Annotated in this window: 16 protein-coding genes; 12 read left to right on the top strand and 4 right to left on the bottom strand. The window is 45.9% G+C overall.

What is annotated here, in order from left to right:
• Together B9T16_RS17950 and B9T16_RS17945 are read right to left on the bottom strand one after the other, a co-directional pair.
• On the bottom strand, positions 1-1,519 hold a 1,519-nt coding region (locus tag B9T16_RS17950), incomplete at its 3' end, for a hypothetical protein (RefSeq protein ID WP_410245394.1).
• 170 nt (positions 1,520-1,689) lie between these two features.
• Positions 1,690-2,091 (bottom strand): fasciclin domain-containing protein, encoded by a 402-nt coding sequence (locus B9T16_RS17945; RefSeq protein ID WP_410245393.1) that lies wholly within the window; start codon positions 2,089-2,091, stop codon positions 1,690-1,692.
• A 187-nt stretch (positions 2,092-2,278) separates the two neighbouring features.
• Between B9T16_RS17945 and B9T16_RS17940 the strand changes: the two genes are divergently transcribed.
• The 6 genes from B9T16_RS17940 (at position 2,279) to B9T16_RS17915 (ending at position 6,969) form a co-directional block, all read left to right on the top strand.
• A complete protein-coding gene (locus tag B9T16_RS17940; RefSeq protein ID WP_410245392.1) occupies positions 2,279-3,064 on the top strand; it encodes an MlaE family lipid ABC transporter permease subunit in 786 nt (261 codons plus the stop codon).
• A gap of 453 nt (positions 3,065-3,517) precedes the next feature.
• Positions 3,518-4,216, top strand: a complete 699-nt coding sequence (locus B9T16_RS17935; RefSeq protein ID WP_006617792.1) for a V4R domain-containing protein — start codon at positions 3,518-3,520, stop codon at positions 4,214-4,216.
• Positions 4,216-4,497 (top strand): hypothetical protein, encoded by a 282-nt coding sequence (locus B9T16_RS17930; RefSeq protein ID WP_006617793.1) that lies wholly within the window; start codon positions 4,216-4,218, stop codon positions 4,495-4,497. The genes B9T16_RS17935 and B9T16_RS17930 overlap by 1 nt, the downstream gene beginning before the upstream one ends.
• A 75-nt stretch (positions 4,498-4,572) precedes the next feature.
• Positions 4,573-5,040: a phycobilisome protein gene (locus tag B9T16_RS17925; RefSeq protein WP_006617794.1), complete on the top strand. Its 468-nt coding sequence runs from the start codon at positions 4,573-4,575 to the stop codon at positions 5,038-5,040.
• 47 nt (positions 5,041-5,087) lie between these two features.
• Positions 5,088-5,756: a V4R domain-containing protein gene (locus B9T16_RS17920; RefSeq protein ID WP_006617795.1), complete on the top strand. Its 669-nt coding sequence runs from the start codon at positions 5,088-5,090 to the stop codon at positions 5,754-5,756.
• A 40-nt stretch (positions 5,757-5,796) separates the two neighbouring features.
• Positions 5,797-6,969 carry a pentapeptide repeat-containing protein gene (locus B9T16_RS17915; protein WP_006617796.1) on the top strand — a complete coding sequence of 391 codons (1,173 nt, stop codon included), beginning with the start codon at positions 5,797-5,799 and terminating at the stop codon, positions 6,967-6,969.
• 85 nt (positions 6,970-7,054) lie between these two features.
• Here B9T16_RS17915 and B9T16_RS17910 read toward each other — a convergent pair whose 3' ends face one another.
• Together B9T16_RS17910 and B9T16_RS17905 are read right to left on the bottom strand one after the other, a co-directional pair.
• Positions 7,055-7,540 carry a 2Fe-2S iron-sulfur cluster-binding protein gene (locus tag B9T16_RS17910; RefSeq protein ID WP_006617797.1) on the bottom strand — a complete coding sequence of 162 codons (486 nt, stop codon included), beginning with the start codon at positions 7,538-7,540 and terminating at the stop codon, positions 7,055-7,057.
• Between the two features lie 148 nt (positions 7,541-7,688).
• Positions 7,689-7,994 carry a hypothetical protein gene (locus B9T16_RS17905; protein WP_014275285.1) on the bottom strand — a complete coding sequence of 102 codons (306 nt, stop codon included), beginning with the start codon at positions 7,992-7,994 and terminating at the stop codon, positions 7,689-7,691.
• Between the two features lie 135 nt (positions 7,995-8,129).
• Here B9T16_RS17905 and B9T16_RS17900 point away from each other — a divergent pair, with 135 nt between their 5' ends.
• From B9T16_RS17900 to B9T16_RS17875, 6 genes are all read left to right on the top strand, one after another.
• Positions 8,130-10,079, top strand: a complete 1,950-nt coding sequence (locus B9T16_RS17900) for a serine/threonine-protein kinase (protein ID WP_410245391.1) — start codon at positions 8,130-8,132, stop codon at positions 10,077-10,079.
• On the top strand, positions 10,072-11,844 hold the full coding sequence (locus tag B9T16_RS17895; protein WP_006617800.1) for a hypothetical protein: 1,773 nt from the start codon (positions 10,072-10,074) through the stop codon (positions 11,842-11,844). Before B9T16_RS17900 ends, B9T16_RS17895 begins: the two co-directional genes overlap by 8 nt.
• Positions 11,845-11,990: 146 nt before the next feature.
• Positions 11,991-12,674 carry a GvpL/GvpF family gas vesicle protein gene (locus B9T16_RS17890; RefSeq protein WP_006617801.1) on the top strand — a complete coding sequence of 228 codons (684 nt, stop codon included), beginning with the start codon at positions 11,991-11,993 and terminating at the stop codon, positions 12,672-12,674.
• A 764-nt stretch (positions 12,675-13,438) separates the two neighbouring features.
• Positions 13,439-13,663, top strand: a complete 225-nt coding sequence (locus tag B9T16_RS17885) for a reverse transcriptase N-terminal domain-containing protein (protein WP_410245390.1) — start codon at positions 13,439-13,441, stop codon at positions 13,661-13,663.
• Positions 13,664-13,684: 21 nt separating this feature from the next.
• The gene (locus B9T16_RS17880; protein WP_014274215.1) at positions 13,685-13,906 is read left to right on the top strand and encodes a hypothetical protein; all 222 of its coding nucleotides are present in this window, start codon (positions 13,685-13,687) and stop codon (positions 13,904-13,906) included.
• Positions 13,866-14,090, top strand: a complete 225-nt coding sequence (locus B9T16_RS17875; RefSeq protein ID WP_071941189.1) for an RNA-directed DNA polymerase — start codon at positions 13,866-13,868, stop codon at positions 14,088-14,090. The genes B9T16_RS17880 and B9T16_RS17875 overlap by 41 nt, the downstream gene beginning before the upstream one ends.
• Positions 14,091-14,327: the final 237 nt, after the last annotated feature.

The following is a 14,327-nucleotide window of genomic DNA, read 5'->3' as shown; positions in this document are numbered from 1 at the left end:
CCGAAATCGCCGTTTTCCCGTCCGGGATAATAGCCACCCCATTTACCCAGCTACTATGTCCCTTCAGGGTCGCTAGTTCCCAGCCCCTAGCCACATCCCACAGTTTCAGGGTTTTATCCCCCGATGCCGAAACCGCCGTTTTCCCGTCCGGGGTAATAGCCACCGCCTTTACGCACAAACCATGCCCTTGTAAGTTAACCCCTTCGGACACCGTAGCCAAATCCCATAGTTTCAGCGTGTGATTCGAGGATGCCGAAACCGCCGTTTTCCCGTCCGGGGTAATAGCCACTGCATTTACCCGAAAACTATGCCCTCTCAGGGTAGCAAGTTCCCACCCCGTAGCCAAATCCCACAGTTTCAGGGTGTTATCCCCCGATGCCGAAACCGCTGTTTGGCTGTCCGGGCTAATAGCCACTGCATTTACCGCCTCACTATGCCCCGTCAGGGTAGCAAGTTCCGTCTCCTTAACCAAATCCCACACTTTCAGCGTGTTATCATCCGATGTGGAAACCGCTGTTTGGCCGTCGGGAGCGATCGCCACTGATGTTACCCAGTCAGTATGCCCCCCCAGCGTGGTTATTTCCTCCCCCGTAGGCAAATACCACAGTTTCAGCGTGTTATCATCCGATGCCGAAATCGCGGTTCGGCCGTCGGGAGCGATCGCCACTGATCTTACCCAGTCAGTATGCCCCCTCAGCGTCGCTACTTCCAACCCCGTAGACAAATCCCACACTTTCAGCGTCCTATCCCCAGACCCGGAAACCGCTGTTTTCCCGTCGGGAGCGATCGCCACTGATGTTACCTCCTCAGTATGCCCCCTCAGCGTCGCTATTTCCCACCCCGTAGACAAATACCACCATTTCAGCGTCTTATCCTCCGACCCGGAAACCGCTGTTTTCCCGTCGGGAGCGATCGCCACCGTATTTACCGCCCCACTATGCCCCCTCAGCGTGACTATTTCCTCCCCCGTAGCCAAATCCCACCATTTCAGCGTCCTATCCTCCGACCCGGAAACCGCTGTTTTCCCGTCGAGGGCGATCGTCACTGCATTTACCTCCTCAGTATGCCCCGTCAGCGTGCAAATCAGCGGCCCCCCTGGGGCAATCAGGTTGCCAGTGAAAGGGCGAAACCAGGGCTTGTCGCGCCATTGTTGAGCATCTTTCAGGAGAGCCACAATTTCCGGCTGCTGAAAAGATAACAACCGCCCCCAAAGTTGCCCCGCCAACTGACTGCTATCCTCCGCCAACACATCAGCCGATAGCCCCAACGCCTCCTGAATCAGTTTTAATGTCCCTCCCTGCTCTCCCGACAGCAACAGCAACACCAAATCATAATCACTAATCAGCGCCCTTATCCCCACCGCCTCCAACTTATGCTGCAAAAAACCAAAATCTGTCAGCCAAGACCGCAACCGCTCCACTTCCCCCGCCTTCGCAAAATCACTCAGTTGGTGGCGCAGCAGTTGTAAACGCTTTTCCGAGTCAAGTTTACTCAACCATTGTCCTAGCGCAGTAGTCATAGGGGCGCTCCTTTACTTACGTTGCCAGCAATGCAGCCTTTAATCTCCTTCCCCAAAATAAACTTATTTAAATCCATGGCAATCCCACCTATTCCGGGCGTGACAACTACCTTTTTGTGGAATCAAACAATGCTAAATAACTGGAATTTTTCAGTTTAATTACTGGGATATTATCCCATTAAAATCACTGTATCAATCACATGAATCACCCCATTATCTACTTCAATATCTGGGGTAATAACCGTKGCATTTTTCACCTCAAATCCCTCGGTAAAATCCAGAGAAATAGGCGCACCTTCAACAGAAGTTAAATAATCCAGTTTTTCTAAGTCTGCCTTCAGGAACTTACCAGCCGCCACATGATACGTTAAAATCCGGGCTAACTGGGGCGGGTTCTGCACCAAAGTCTGAACAGTTCCCGGCGTGAGTTTCGCAAAAGCATCATCATGGGGCGCAAAAACCGTAAAAGGGCCCGGAGTTTTCAGSGTTTCCACTAATCCCGCCGCCTGTACCGCCGCCACCAAAGTCGTAAAACACCCTGAACTCACTGCTATATCTACAATATCTGCCATTGATCCTAATCTACTCTACTCGAAAATAATAATTTTCACTTATCCTAGACTAAATTGGAGCTAAAATGCAGCTAGGTAAGAAGCAAACAGCCCCTGGCAGATGCCGAGATGATGTGGATTTGATATAATTATATTAGCCCACCAGCCACCAGGTATATAATTTACTACTGCAACCCCGGTCAGTTCATTGAATCCCACTAAAACCCGTTCTAGCCTTGGTATTTGGACAAAACGCTTTGTCGCCTCCCTGTTTTTGGGGGGACAGGTTCTGCTGCACGTCCTACAGGGAAAAATTCACCGCCGCAATACCCTAGAACAAATGGCGATCGTTGGTCCTGAATCCCTATTTATCGCCCTGCTGACCGCTAGTTTCGTCGGTATGGTGTTCACTATTCAAGTAGCCCAGGAATTTATTGCCCTGGGCGCAGGTCACTTAGTCGGAGGAGTTCTGGCTTTGTCTCTCAGCCGAGAACTTACCCCGGTTCTCACCTCTGTAATTATTGCGGGAAGGGTCTGTTCAGCCTTTGCTGCTGAATTGGGAACTATGCAAGTTACAGAACAGATTGATGCTCTATATATGATGAAAACTGACCCAGTAGACTATCTGGTGATTCCCCGTGTGCTGGCTTGCTCCCTCATGCTTCCCCTACTGACAATCATTTGTCTGATTACTGGGTTAGCAGGTGGGTTACTCATAGCTACCAATTTTTACAATATCCCATCGGTGCTGTTCCTCGACTCGATTCGAGATTTAATGGGATTGTGGGATTTGATTAGCGCCGAAATTAAGTCGGTGGTCTTTGGGTGGGCGATCGCCGTCATTGGCACCAGTTGGGGTCTAACCACCACCGGAGGCGCTAAAGGAGTCGGACAATCAACTACAACTGCTGTAGTCACCTCCCTGCTGGCTATCTTTATTCTCGATTTCTTTTTGTCGTGGTTACTATTCAAAGTCGCATTTTCCCCGGTGTGAATACCCATGACCTTCGCCAGACCCCATCAACTAGATCAGAAATTGATAGCCCTCATCACCTGCCTTCAGTTAAATTAGTAAAGAGGGTGTATATACGATCTATTCTGGGTAACGCTCAGGCTAAAAACTGCCTGCTAGGAATTTCAACCCCTTGGTTGGATCACAGGATTCCTTGGGGTCAATCGATAAATTGACCCACTATCGAGACTCTTTGGGGTGCAAAGAGTGACTCAAGGGGTCGCCGCCGGGAACATTGCCGGAATAAATGGCAGTAACCCGGTCTCCACTTCCCTTTAGCCTAGGAACCCCGTAGGGTATCGGCTGATTGATATCTATTAGCCGGCTGTCGGTATTCGGTTCCTTCAATGCTGCCCTCTCTAAGATCCCCTAAGATTAAGAAACTTATTTACATCTACTTTGGGTCCACCCCCGTTAAAAAGGAGTATTCTAAAGATGACCTCAACTTCTCCGGTTAAAAACGAAATTCAGACGGAATCCCTGCTGAAACGCTATAATCCTAAAGCTCATAACCATTATAGGTTTCAAGATTTTTTTAGCCTGGAATCGTCCACAGGTTCTATCACCGATTGGAATAACTCCCGCAATGTCCTCACTAGCGAAGATTTTATTATTGGTCTGGTAGAAGGATTAGAGGAAGAAGTTGGTCCGGCTTCATCAGTCATCATGTACACCATTGGACATCAGTGGGGACTAGAAGATGCGGAATTTTTCCAAAAATGGTTTGAGGAAGAATTTGGCCGTAGTATCCGCAAGTCTAACCTGATGTTCCTATTAGAAACCTGGTGGTGGCCTTTTACCGCCCAAGGATGGGGACGATGGGAGGTAGATATGAGCGATCGCCAACATGGCTGTATTTTTATTAATCTATTCGACTCGGCTGTAGCCCGTAGTCTCGGAGATGTGGGAAAACCCGTCTGTCACATCTACGCTGGCCTATTTTCGGGATTTTTTAGCACCCTGGTTAAAAAACCCCTCAGTTGTATTGAACTACAATGCTACTCCATGGGAGAGACCTACTGTAAATTTTTACTCGGCAACCCCGATCGCATTGATGCAGCAGCATTCTGGCTTAACGAAGGCGCAACAGCCCGCGACATTCAACGGAAATTACAAGACGGAAACCGAAAATAATGACTGACCAACCCAAGGACTGGCTATCTATTTCTGTTCAGGAATTCTTCAATAATCTTAACTGGCAAGGAACTAGCCAAAGTTCCAGCAGCCCCAATAATACGGGGGGTGAAGACTTAGAAAAGTTGAGCATTTCTGTGGCGGAATTTTTTAATCGGTTTGTCTGGGAAGGCACACCAGAAGTGGGAGTCTTTCCCAGCAAATCATCGGTTTCTTTCGCGGAAAATTCGCCAGAAACAGAAAATGATGTCACCATCGACGATCTGGTAAATTTGTTCTAAAACTATAAGTTAATTATCAGGGAAAATCTGACCACATAATCCAACTTCCACATCCATAATTCCTAGGTAAAACTTATGTCCTCAGATGTTAATAGCTTGTTGACTCAAGCTGAAAATCGCTATCTGAAACCTGAAGAACTTCAGGAATTTAAACGCCATACGTCAACTTTGGCTCAAAGACTCAAGATCTACGAATTTTTGCGCGATCGCGAAGCTGTCATTTTTGAACCAATTGTTGAAAAGCTACAGACGGCTTTTCCGGAAGCACAACAGCCCCTGGTAGAAAAATCTCTACAACATTGGATTCTGATTATGCGTCATTGTGCCATGGCTATGTTGCTAGATGATACCGACTACCTAAAAAATAATGTCTTAGACTGGCTGAGAGGTTTTGTTAAGACTCGCCAAAGTCAAACCATTGAAACCAAAATTCATGAACTTTTACTAGCCCGCCTTCAAGAAATGCTCTCTCCCAAAGCCATGATTTATCTGGAAGACAACCTCAATCTCGCTAAAGATACCTTACTTGCTAACTCAGATTAGCTTATTTATGCCTATCATTGCCTATTAGTTAAACAAGGAGACCCACCATGATAGAAATTGATGATCTACTGAAACAAACCCAACTCCCCGGCAACTACTTCGCATTTAATAGTTATGTTCGGGGGGATTTAGAACTCGGTTTATTAGAAAATCGGCGCGGCGATCGCATTTTAGCCCTACCGGATACCCTAGTCAGAGCGATTTATAAGGGCTTAGAACAAGAAACAGGTCAAGCCGCCCGTCTGGTACTATTTAACTGTGGTCGCTGGTGGGGGAAACACTTTTACGTTAGATTTTGCGAAGAAATCGCCGAATATTACCATCAGCCCCTGGGCAGTATGGAAATGATACAATTTACTCAGTGCTTACAACAATGTTGGAAAACTCACGGTTGGGGAACTTTAGATATAGATGGATCTTATAATCAACAAGGATTTCTGTTGATTAAAACTACTCACTCTCCCTTTAGCCAGGAGGCTCCTGAATGGAAACGACCAGTTTGCTACCTGGAGGCGGGCTTATTTAGCATCTTTTTTAGCCAGTTAACTGGCCGTGATTTGCATTGTGTGCAAACGACTTGTCAATCCCTCGGGGCAGATTATAACTGCTTTATTGTAGGATTAAGCGATCGCCTCAAGGCTGCAGAAGCAATGGTTGATGAAAATCAAGACCATGACACCATTCTCCGGCAACTTTGCCAACAAAAGTCTGGATAACCAATGGGAGGCTAAACCAGATTGATTTTTGCCCTAACTTATGGATGCCACAGAACTTATCAGTCGATATGCAGAAGGAGAGAGAAACTTTAAAGGAATTAGCTTGCGTGGCATTATCCTCACCACCAGCAACCATCCCGAAAGTAGTAGTATCTCTACCATCGGCGTAGGAGCCTCACAGATCAATAACAGAGCACAACTGATTGGGGCTGATTTTAGTGAAGCCGATCTGAGCGGGGCTCATCTCAGTTTAGCAAATCTCAGTAAAGTCAACTTCAGTGGAGCTAACTTAACTGGAGCTAACCTCAGTGGGTCTAGTCTCAATGGAGCCAATCTACAAGGAGCAACTTTAAGTGCTGTTAACCTAGAATCGGCTCATCTAAATTGGGCTGATTTAACTGAGGCTATTTTTATCAAAACCAATTTTCATAAAGCAGACCTCAGTTCCGCCAATTTAACCAAAAGCAATTTACAATCAGCTAACTTTGTTCGTGCCTATTTAATTAAAGCTAATTTATCTGAGGCGGACTTATTCCAAGCTGATCTAAGTTCTGCTAACCTCAAGGATGTCAACCTTAGCGCCGCCAATCTGACCGAGTGCAAAATGACTCGTGCTAATCTCATGGGTGCTAACTTGACCGAAGCTGATTTAACTAAAGCCAATCTTGGCCGTGCTAATTTGCGCGGCGCTAACCTCACAGATGCCTATCTCAACCTAGCATCCCTCGTAGAAGCTGATTTGCATCAAGCTAACCTAACTAGAGCCAACCTCAGCAGAGCCAACCTCAGCAAAACCTATTTGCGAGATATCTGTCTTAATGGCGCTCACCTAACTAAAGTTAACCTCAGTGGTGCTGATTTGGGCGGCGTGGACTTGAGCCACAAATTATTAACGGGGATTAATCTAGCCGGAGCCTATTTGAGTGAAGCTACTTTAGTGGGTGCATTATTAATGGAGGCTAATCTTAGTGCTGCTAACCTTAGTGGTGCTAACTTGCAAAATGCTTGCTTGATTAATGCTGACTTACGTGGCGCTTATCTCGATCGCGTCGATTTGACTGATGCGAACCTGACCGGAGCTAATTTAACCAAGGCTGACCTCCGAGAAGCTAATCTGCGCGCCGCTATTTTGGCTGGGGTTGAACTCAAAGGCGCTCAACTCGCTGGCGCTACCCTCCCCAATGGCAAGATTTACAAACCATCAAAAAAATGATTTTTTTGCTAGTCATAGCCCCTCTCCCTAACTGGTCGGCTGGGGGAGAGGGGGGGGAAATCCTCAAAGCCTGTTAAGTGTCAACTTATTTAGCATCTGTAGTGCGAGACATATATTCACCGACCTGGAATTGAGTTTCTTTGAGTTGATTAATAATGGAGCGGGTAATCAGTTTACCAGTTTCCACCACTACATACCCAGTAATAGGATGCAGGAGTTCCTGTTCAGCGCGTCGTCCGATCAAAGACTCCACATCCTCAATAGCGTTAATATACATCCCGGAAGGTAGTTCAATAACAATACCCTCTCCGATAACCTGCGCCTGACAAGCGAGGCGGGATGTTTTTTGAGCCGTAGTAATAACTTCTAGGGTTCTTTGTTCTCGTCGGTTAACCGGCGACAAACTCTCCATGCCATCTTTAATATAAACATGGCAGGTGGCGCACATTCCACGACCGCCACATTCTTTCAACACATGAAGCTCTTTAGACAGCAAAGCAGATAAAAGGTTAGAATTAGTTTTAACCTCCATCTCCTCAGCGATAGGTTCGAGGCGGATCACTTTAGCCATAATGATGTGGTTCAGTCTTTATTGTAATTAGGTTAAAGTATAGCGCCCAGTGCTAATGTGTTAACACCAGGCTGAGGATTGGGTTGACAGGCTATGGGGTGTCAGATTTTAGCAAATGACCCCTTCCCTGTTGCCTTTTCCCTGTTGGTTACTTTTGACATAGCGACCCTTGGGGTTCAAGGACCCAAATTATATATGCTTTGGGTACTTTAGTAATGACTGTATTTTCCCCCATGTTGCTCAATTTGGCTATAATCTCAAATGTCTTGTCAGCGGTGGGTACAGCCCGAAAAAAACTATAATATTCCCGACCGAGAGAAATACCAGGAACAGGTCGTTCCAAATCAGGGACATTAATATGGCAGGGTTGATATTGGCTCCTAGATTGTATGATTCTAGTAGGAGCGGGATAATTTAATTGGGCATTGGGTTGGGACTCGATTTTAGATGACATAGTGATCCTGTGAGCGAATGTGGTATATGAGCAAATCCAAAAAGTGGGAGCCTACTTTATTAGCTTGGGCATTAAATACCAATTTGTCATAGATATATTTTAATCGGATTTGGGAGGGCACTGGCTAAAGCTATTATGCAGCGTTCTAAATATAGAATTTTGGGGTTGGTAGGACAAGGACAGTATGGGAAGGTTTATTGCGCGAGCGATCGCCAAAAGGGTCAATTGGTCGCACTCAAAGAACTGAGCCACTCGGCTACGTCAACCAGTCAGTTCCTGCAAGAACTTTGGTATATCATTAGTTTACAGCATCCTAATATTGCTGCCTGTCTGGGTTTAGAACATATCCAAAACGGGCGCTATCTAGTGATGGACTACTGTGAGGCAGGAACTTTGCGGGGTTTAATTGAGGGTAATCAAACTCTAGGACTCCTCGAAGGTCTACAGATTATAGTAGAGGTACTCCAAGGCTTAGACTATGCTCATCAGCGGGGCATAATTCACTGTGATATTAAACCCGAGAATATACTGCTGACGATAGTGGCTGGTAAATGGCAGCCGAAACTATCTGATTTTGGCATTGCTCGTCGTCTACCTAGTCACCATGATATAGGTTCTCCGAGTCACGCGCCTGGGGGTTCTCCGGCTTATATGGCCCCCGAAAGGTTTTATGGTATGTATTCGGCTCAATCTGATATATATGCTATGGGGGTGGTATTGTATGAATTATTAGTAGGCGATCGCCCCTTTCATGGTTTATTTAATGAACTGATGTGGGCACACATGAACCATCGAGTTGAACGGCCGACTTTTTTGCCAGAGTGCCTACAAAATATATTACAAACATCCCTGGAAAAACTGCCAGCCCGTCGTTTTCCCAGCGCCGGCGCTATGACAGAAAGTTTAAAGGCGGCTATGGCTGATCCATCTGTCCAAGAAATAGGCGATCGCCTAATTCCCTGGTATTCCCCATCACAGATTACCACAACAGGGGAAGCGACGAACTCCCTAGACCAGGACAGCAATGCGATCGACTCCCTGGAATTTTATGATCTCCCCTATAAATTAAACAACCCTCCCCCCTCTGATAGCCAACCCCTTCTGGCATCAAATCCGACCCATCTCTACAGTGCCACCGGTAGCAATGTGATCACCTGGTCTTACACAGAACAACACTCTCAATCCTTCACCCTATCAGAATCTGTAGTTAGTTTATATCCCATGTCCCACGGGTGTTATATTTTGACCAATAATTATCTCCATTGGTGGCATAATTCCAGTCATCAGCCAGACTCTCAATCCCTCGGGTTTCTCCAAAAAATCTTTAAAGAAACAGACACAACCCTTAAACCAACTACCCTCGCTATATCCCAGGATTTAGTTAAATCTCGTTTTAATTCTTCCTTAGTAGGTCAAGCAGATCTACTTCCAGAATGCCAACGGGACTATTTAACCATCGCTGTACCTGGTCAACTGCGATTCTACTCCCTCACCAAAGGATTAACGAACCCCGACCATAGCACCGAAAATCAGGGTCACTCATCCATAAAACTCCTAAAAGTGATTTCCGTTTCCACACAAATACTACCTCAATTAACCTTTATTGATGGGCGGCATTTATTGGCTACTTGGTCAAACACTAAACCCTCATCACCGAAAACTATTTTTCAGATGTACAGTCGCCGAGGTGCGCCCATGGGAACCATAAAATTACCCATCAATGTTAACCAAGTATTCGCCACCCCTCATCCTTATACGATCCTGGCTTTATGTCAGCATCAACCCTTAACCCTACTGCAAATCAATCTTAAACCTCTCAGTGTCATTCGTGTGGCTGTAGCATCCCCCCCGACAGCTTTATTTATGGCAGACTGGGGTTATGGTTGGACGATCGAACCTGGAAAAATGCAAATTTTTAATTGGTCAGGTCATCGTTTAGTTGAGTATAACTGTCCTGTCGCTACAGCCTTAGCACCTTGGAAACAAACTGGTTTAGCCTTAGTTCCCTCAACAGGGTACTCTATCAAGGTAGTGGATAGTCTAGGTTTACCTTTACAAGAATTATCGGAGGACATTGATGTCTGATCTAATTATCTATGGCGACGATAGTACCACGGCTAAAAATATGTCGATCGCCCAACAGTTAACTTTAGTGAAAGTTGATGTTTCCCGTCTCAGAGATTTGGGTAAAGGTGTGGGAACAGGCGCTTTAATTAACAGTCTGGAAAAGTTGGTAGAACTGATATTTAGTCTGCGATCGCTAGTTAATGATTCATCATCTGATGCTCTCCTACAGACTAATGCTGAGATTAACTCTGATTCCCTCTCTGTCGCCAGTGAGCCACCTTTGGCCGCCGAAGAACGTCTGATTCCCTACGTTGCCGAGGAACTGGTGGATATTTGGCATCATTTTTTAGAATGGCAAAAAACCACAGAAAAAAGTTACCCTAAGTCCGGGAATTTATCGGATAAGAGTCCATCGGAAATTGTAACTCTCGGTGATTTGCAAACCCTATTATTGTGGCGCTTAGGCTGTAGTGCTGAAAATATTATGGCGCTGCTAACTGGAATTGAGGTGATGGTAACTTCCCCTCGAGGTACAAGAAAACCAGGGGTTTTGCGACTGGTAGCTAGTTTAATCCTGAAAACTCCCCAGGGTCAATATGATTTAGACCTGGCTACGGGTGAGAGTCCTAAATTTAATTTACATCATAATGCGATCGTGCAGTCTTTTGACTGTGAGTTATGTACTGTTCCTCGTTCAGCCAAGTCTCTGCTTGAGCAGCTTAAAAATATTATTAATCAAGAATTTGAGGCGCTGGATTTATGGAAATCACAATCAATTGCAGTTCTCGAACCTGGATATAATTGGGAACCCGGTCAACTATTATTAGATTTCGGATTTCAGTTGTTAGTTAATTATCCTTCGATGCAGTGGAGTAACCATCAGGTTAATGAGGTTAATTATGATCCCATGGAAGGTAGTTACGATTCCGAGGAAATGACTCCATACCTTTTATTGGTAAGTCAACTGAAACTCACTGATATGATGATTTTTAGTCGTTCTTTTCAAGAAAAAATTATTCAAAAAATAGCGGTTCCCCTGGAAAAATTATGTTTAAGTTATGAGAATTTTGCGGCGGCGGATGAACCTGCTAAATCATCGGTTTCTCATAGTAAAAATCGCCGGGTTTCCTCCCCAGAACCTAAACTATCCCCAGATATATTTAATCGTTTTCTGATTCGCAAAGCCTGGGATTTGGTGGAAGCGATCGCCTCAGAATCTCAAGATAATCGCCAATCATCTCCTTATGGCTATGTGATGATTCCTCAAGTTAGCCTCAGTCAGTTGATCCAATCTCTGATGTGGCATACTGTTAGAGGTTCGGCGGCGATCGCTAGACTTATTGGTGGCATTACTGTCCGCGTTCTCGAACCGGGTAAACTATGGTATAAAGGAACCCTTAGATTAGTGGCGATTTTAAGTGCTGATTTCCCAGGCTATCATTGGGAAATTGATATCGCTACCCGTGAACCTCCCCGGTTGATAGGTACTATATTAGATGAAAGTGCTGTGATTGATTGGCAGCCTGACCAGACTGGAGTTGATAATGGCGGTCTAGCATCGGCGATCGATACTGCGAGTCCCGTACAATGCTTAGGTGGTCAAAGGTTTCAGCAAGTGGGTATCTGTAGCGACGCAATTATTACTCAACTGCGAGATGTGTCGCCGGAATTGGGGATATGGATCGATGGGGTAGAAATTGATTGGGAAGAACCCATGATAACTGAATCAATTTGGCGATCGGGACTCGCACAATTGGTATTAGTTTGGGAGTGGGTTAAGTAGGCGCGGGTTCACGCCCGGTATATCATAGTTACCCCGCCCACCACCATACACCAAAAAATGCCTCCTAGGGGCTTTCTTAGAGCCTATATCCTAGGATAAATCTGATTTTTGATAAAAAAGCTGTCGATGGGTAGGAGTGTCTCTAAATGTATGTATATGCCTTTATTAAGAGTCAATCAATTAGTTGGAAATCCGTTCAGGGAATCTATGAACCAGTAGTTTTACTGGAGGCTGGGGCTTTAGCCGCCGTGGTGGAACCAAACCTACAGGCGGAAAATCTCTCGGCTGACAATGAGGAAGAGTTAATGCGGGCGGTTTTGACCCATGATCGGATTGTGTGTCAGATATTTGAGGAAACTACCGTTTTACCTGTGCGGTTTGGGACTTGTTTTGATTCCGAGGCGAGATTGTGCGAACATCTGACCACAGAGGGCGATCGCTATTTTCGGCAATTRGAAAAATTAACAGGTCGGGCTGAGTACCTACTGGAGGCTATCCCCCAACCATTCAACCAGGAGAAGCCATCTTCTGATACCACCGCGCCGCCAACTAAGGGACGGGACTATTTTTTGCAGAAAAAACGTCTACACCAGCAGCGCCTCAATTTTGAACAGCAACAGGAACAACAGTGGCAGGATTTTATAAATGCGATCGCCAGCAAATATCCCATAGTTCAGGGTAAAGCTACCGAAGACGCAGAACGCATTTATTTACTCATTCCCCGCAGTCAAGAAGTCGCCCTAGTCGAGTGGGTCGCCCAACAGCAACAAAACATCGACCTATGGGAGTTCAGTCTGGGAAATGCCGTTCCCGCCTACCATTTTCTTTAAAAAATGTACCCTCTACCCAGACCTCATTGGAGCGCGATAAATTATGAAAGTGCCGAAAACTGCCCCTGATTTGCTACAATCTTCAAGGTTGGTGCGAGACGTTCAGGCATGAAATAGAGCTGCAATGCTCGAAATAACCGCCTGATGGGGATTTCAACTCCCTGGTTGAATATAAGAGGCTCGTCTCTGAACATCCCCATAACTGTTTATATGTCCCGACGCTTGGAGAAATCTGAGCAAGGCAGGGAACTCAAGGTCATAGACAAACTGAGAAATCAGGAAGTAGAGAGTGACGGCGATAGCCACCCCCAGTTTAGGGAATCACAACCCCAGGACTGAAGCGGGGAACGGAAGGCTCCAAGGTGTAACCTAACACCAGAAACGAGACCACTGCCAACCATCCATGATTAGGGAAACCGAATGTCCGGCATGAACCACCGTCAATATTAGGTAGCGAAATAGGTTGACACGCTGCGTTCAAAAGAACAAGGGGAAAAGTGGGGTTTTCTCTACAACACCTACACAGACTTTTAAAAGTACCCCGGTGGAGAGGACAAATCTAAAGATGGAATGCCCATATAAACAGAACGTTTTAAGTCCTCCTGGACTCTGAGAGTATGGTCGATACCTCAGTAGGGATAAGTGTAACCGCAAGTCCTAGAGGATGTGAGATGTGACCAGAAGCCAACGCCCTGCTGTAATGGTAGGGATATGCTAACAGGTCACGGTTTGATTGTAAGAAATAGAGTCTAGTAGGTGTACAAATGGCGATAGCGAGTTTAAAGARAGGRTTTGGSAAACCAAAACCAATCAAGACTACGAACAACGCATGGAAGACAATCCCATGGACTAAGGTTCAGCGGAAAGTATTCAAGCTCCAAAAGAGTATATTTCAAGCAGCTAAATCGGGACAGGATGCAAAGGTAAGAAGGTGGCAACGTCTATTGGTGAAATCATATTATGCCCGACTCTTAGCAGTGCGGCTGTAGGGGCGGGTTCCACGGTCAGCCATGCTTCCCAACAGTCAGCTTAATAAACCCGCCCCCCAGGCGGGTCAAGGCAAGAAAACTGCCGGAGTTGATGGAATGAGAGCAATCTCCCCAAGACAAAGGTTTGAGCTTGTTAAGAACATTAAGGGAAAACTCAAAACAAAACCGCTACGATGGGTGTGGATTCCAAAACCCGGTAGGGATGAGAAAAGCGGGAATGGGAATACCCACAATCCCAGATAGAGCTAGGCAAGCCTTGGTTAAATCGGCACTCGAACCTGAATGGGAATCGAGATTTGAAAACACAAGCTATGGGTTCCGACCCGGACGGTCAGCCCAAGATGCAATAGCCAGGATTTACCTGAGTATCAACAAAGGTGAATATTTCGTGCTAGATGCAGGTGCGAGACGTTCGGGTATGAAATAGGGCTTAAATGCCCGAAATAACTACCCGGTGAGGATTCCAGCTCCGAATCTGGATATAAGGAGACCTCTCCTGAGCATCCTCATAACTGATTATATGTCCCGACGCTTAGGTAACTAAGCAAGGCAGGGAACTCAAGGTCATAAACGAACTGAGAAATCAGGGAGTAGAGAGTAACGGCGATAGCCACCCCCAGTTTTGGGAATCATAACCCCAGGATAGAAGCGGGGAACGGAAGGC

It is taken from the genome of Arthrospira sp. PCC 8006 (assembly GCF_046480465.1).
In the GTDB taxonomy this organism is placed as follows: domain Bacteria; phylum Cyanobacteriota; class Cyanobacteriia; order Cyanobacteriales; family Microcoleaceae; genus Limnospira; species Limnospira platensis.
Note: the sequence above shows the minus strand (reverse complement) of the source record. Positions and strands in the feature narration are given on the sequence as shown.

Bases quoted from the DNA above. Each gene is read 5' to 3' on its own strand.
- B9T16_RS17875 (WP_071941189.1), top strand. From the start codon at position 13,866: ATGAGAAAAGCGGGAATGGGAATACCCACAATCCCAGATAGAGCTAGG.
- B9T16_RS17920 (WP_006617795.1), top strand. From the start codon at position 5,088: ATGATAGAAATTGATGATCTACTGAAACAAACCCAACTCCCCGGCAAC.
- B9T16_RS17880 (WP_014274215.1), top strand. From the start codon at position 13,685: ATGCTTCCCAACAGTCAGCTTAATAAACCCGCCCCCCAGGCGGGTCAA.
- B9T16_RS17900 (WP_410245391.1), top strand. From the start codon at position 8,130: ATGCAGCGTTCTAAATATAGAATTTTGGGGTTGGTAGGACAAGGACAG.
- B9T16_RS17935 (WP_006617792.1), top strand. From the start codon at position 3,518: ATGACCTCAACTTCTCCGGTTAAAAACGAAATTCAGACGGAATCCCTG.
- B9T16_RS17895 (WP_006617800.1), top strand. From the start codon at position 10,072: ATGTCTGATCTAATTATCTATGGCGACGATAGTACCACGGCTAAAAAT.
- B9T16_RS17905 (WP_014275285.1), bottom strand. From the start codon at position 7,994: ATGTCATCTAAAATCGAGTCCCAACCCAATGCCCAATTAAATTATCCC.
- B9T16_RS17930 (WP_006617793.1), top strand. From the start codon at position 4,216: ATGACTGACCAACCCAAGGACTGGCTATCTATTTCTGTTCAGGAATTC.
- B9T16_RS17925 (WP_006617794.1), top strand. From the start codon at position 4,573: ATGTCCTCAGATGTTAATAGCTTGTTGACTCAAGCTGAAAATCGCTAT.
- B9T16_RS17910 (WP_006617797.1), bottom strand. From the start codon at position 7,540: ATGGCTAAAGTGATCCGCCTCGAACCTATCGCTGAGGAGATGGAGGTT.
- B9T16_RS17915 (WP_006617796.1), top strand. From the start codon at position 5,797: ATGGATGCCACAGAACTTATCAGTCGATATGCAGAAGGAGAGAGAAAC.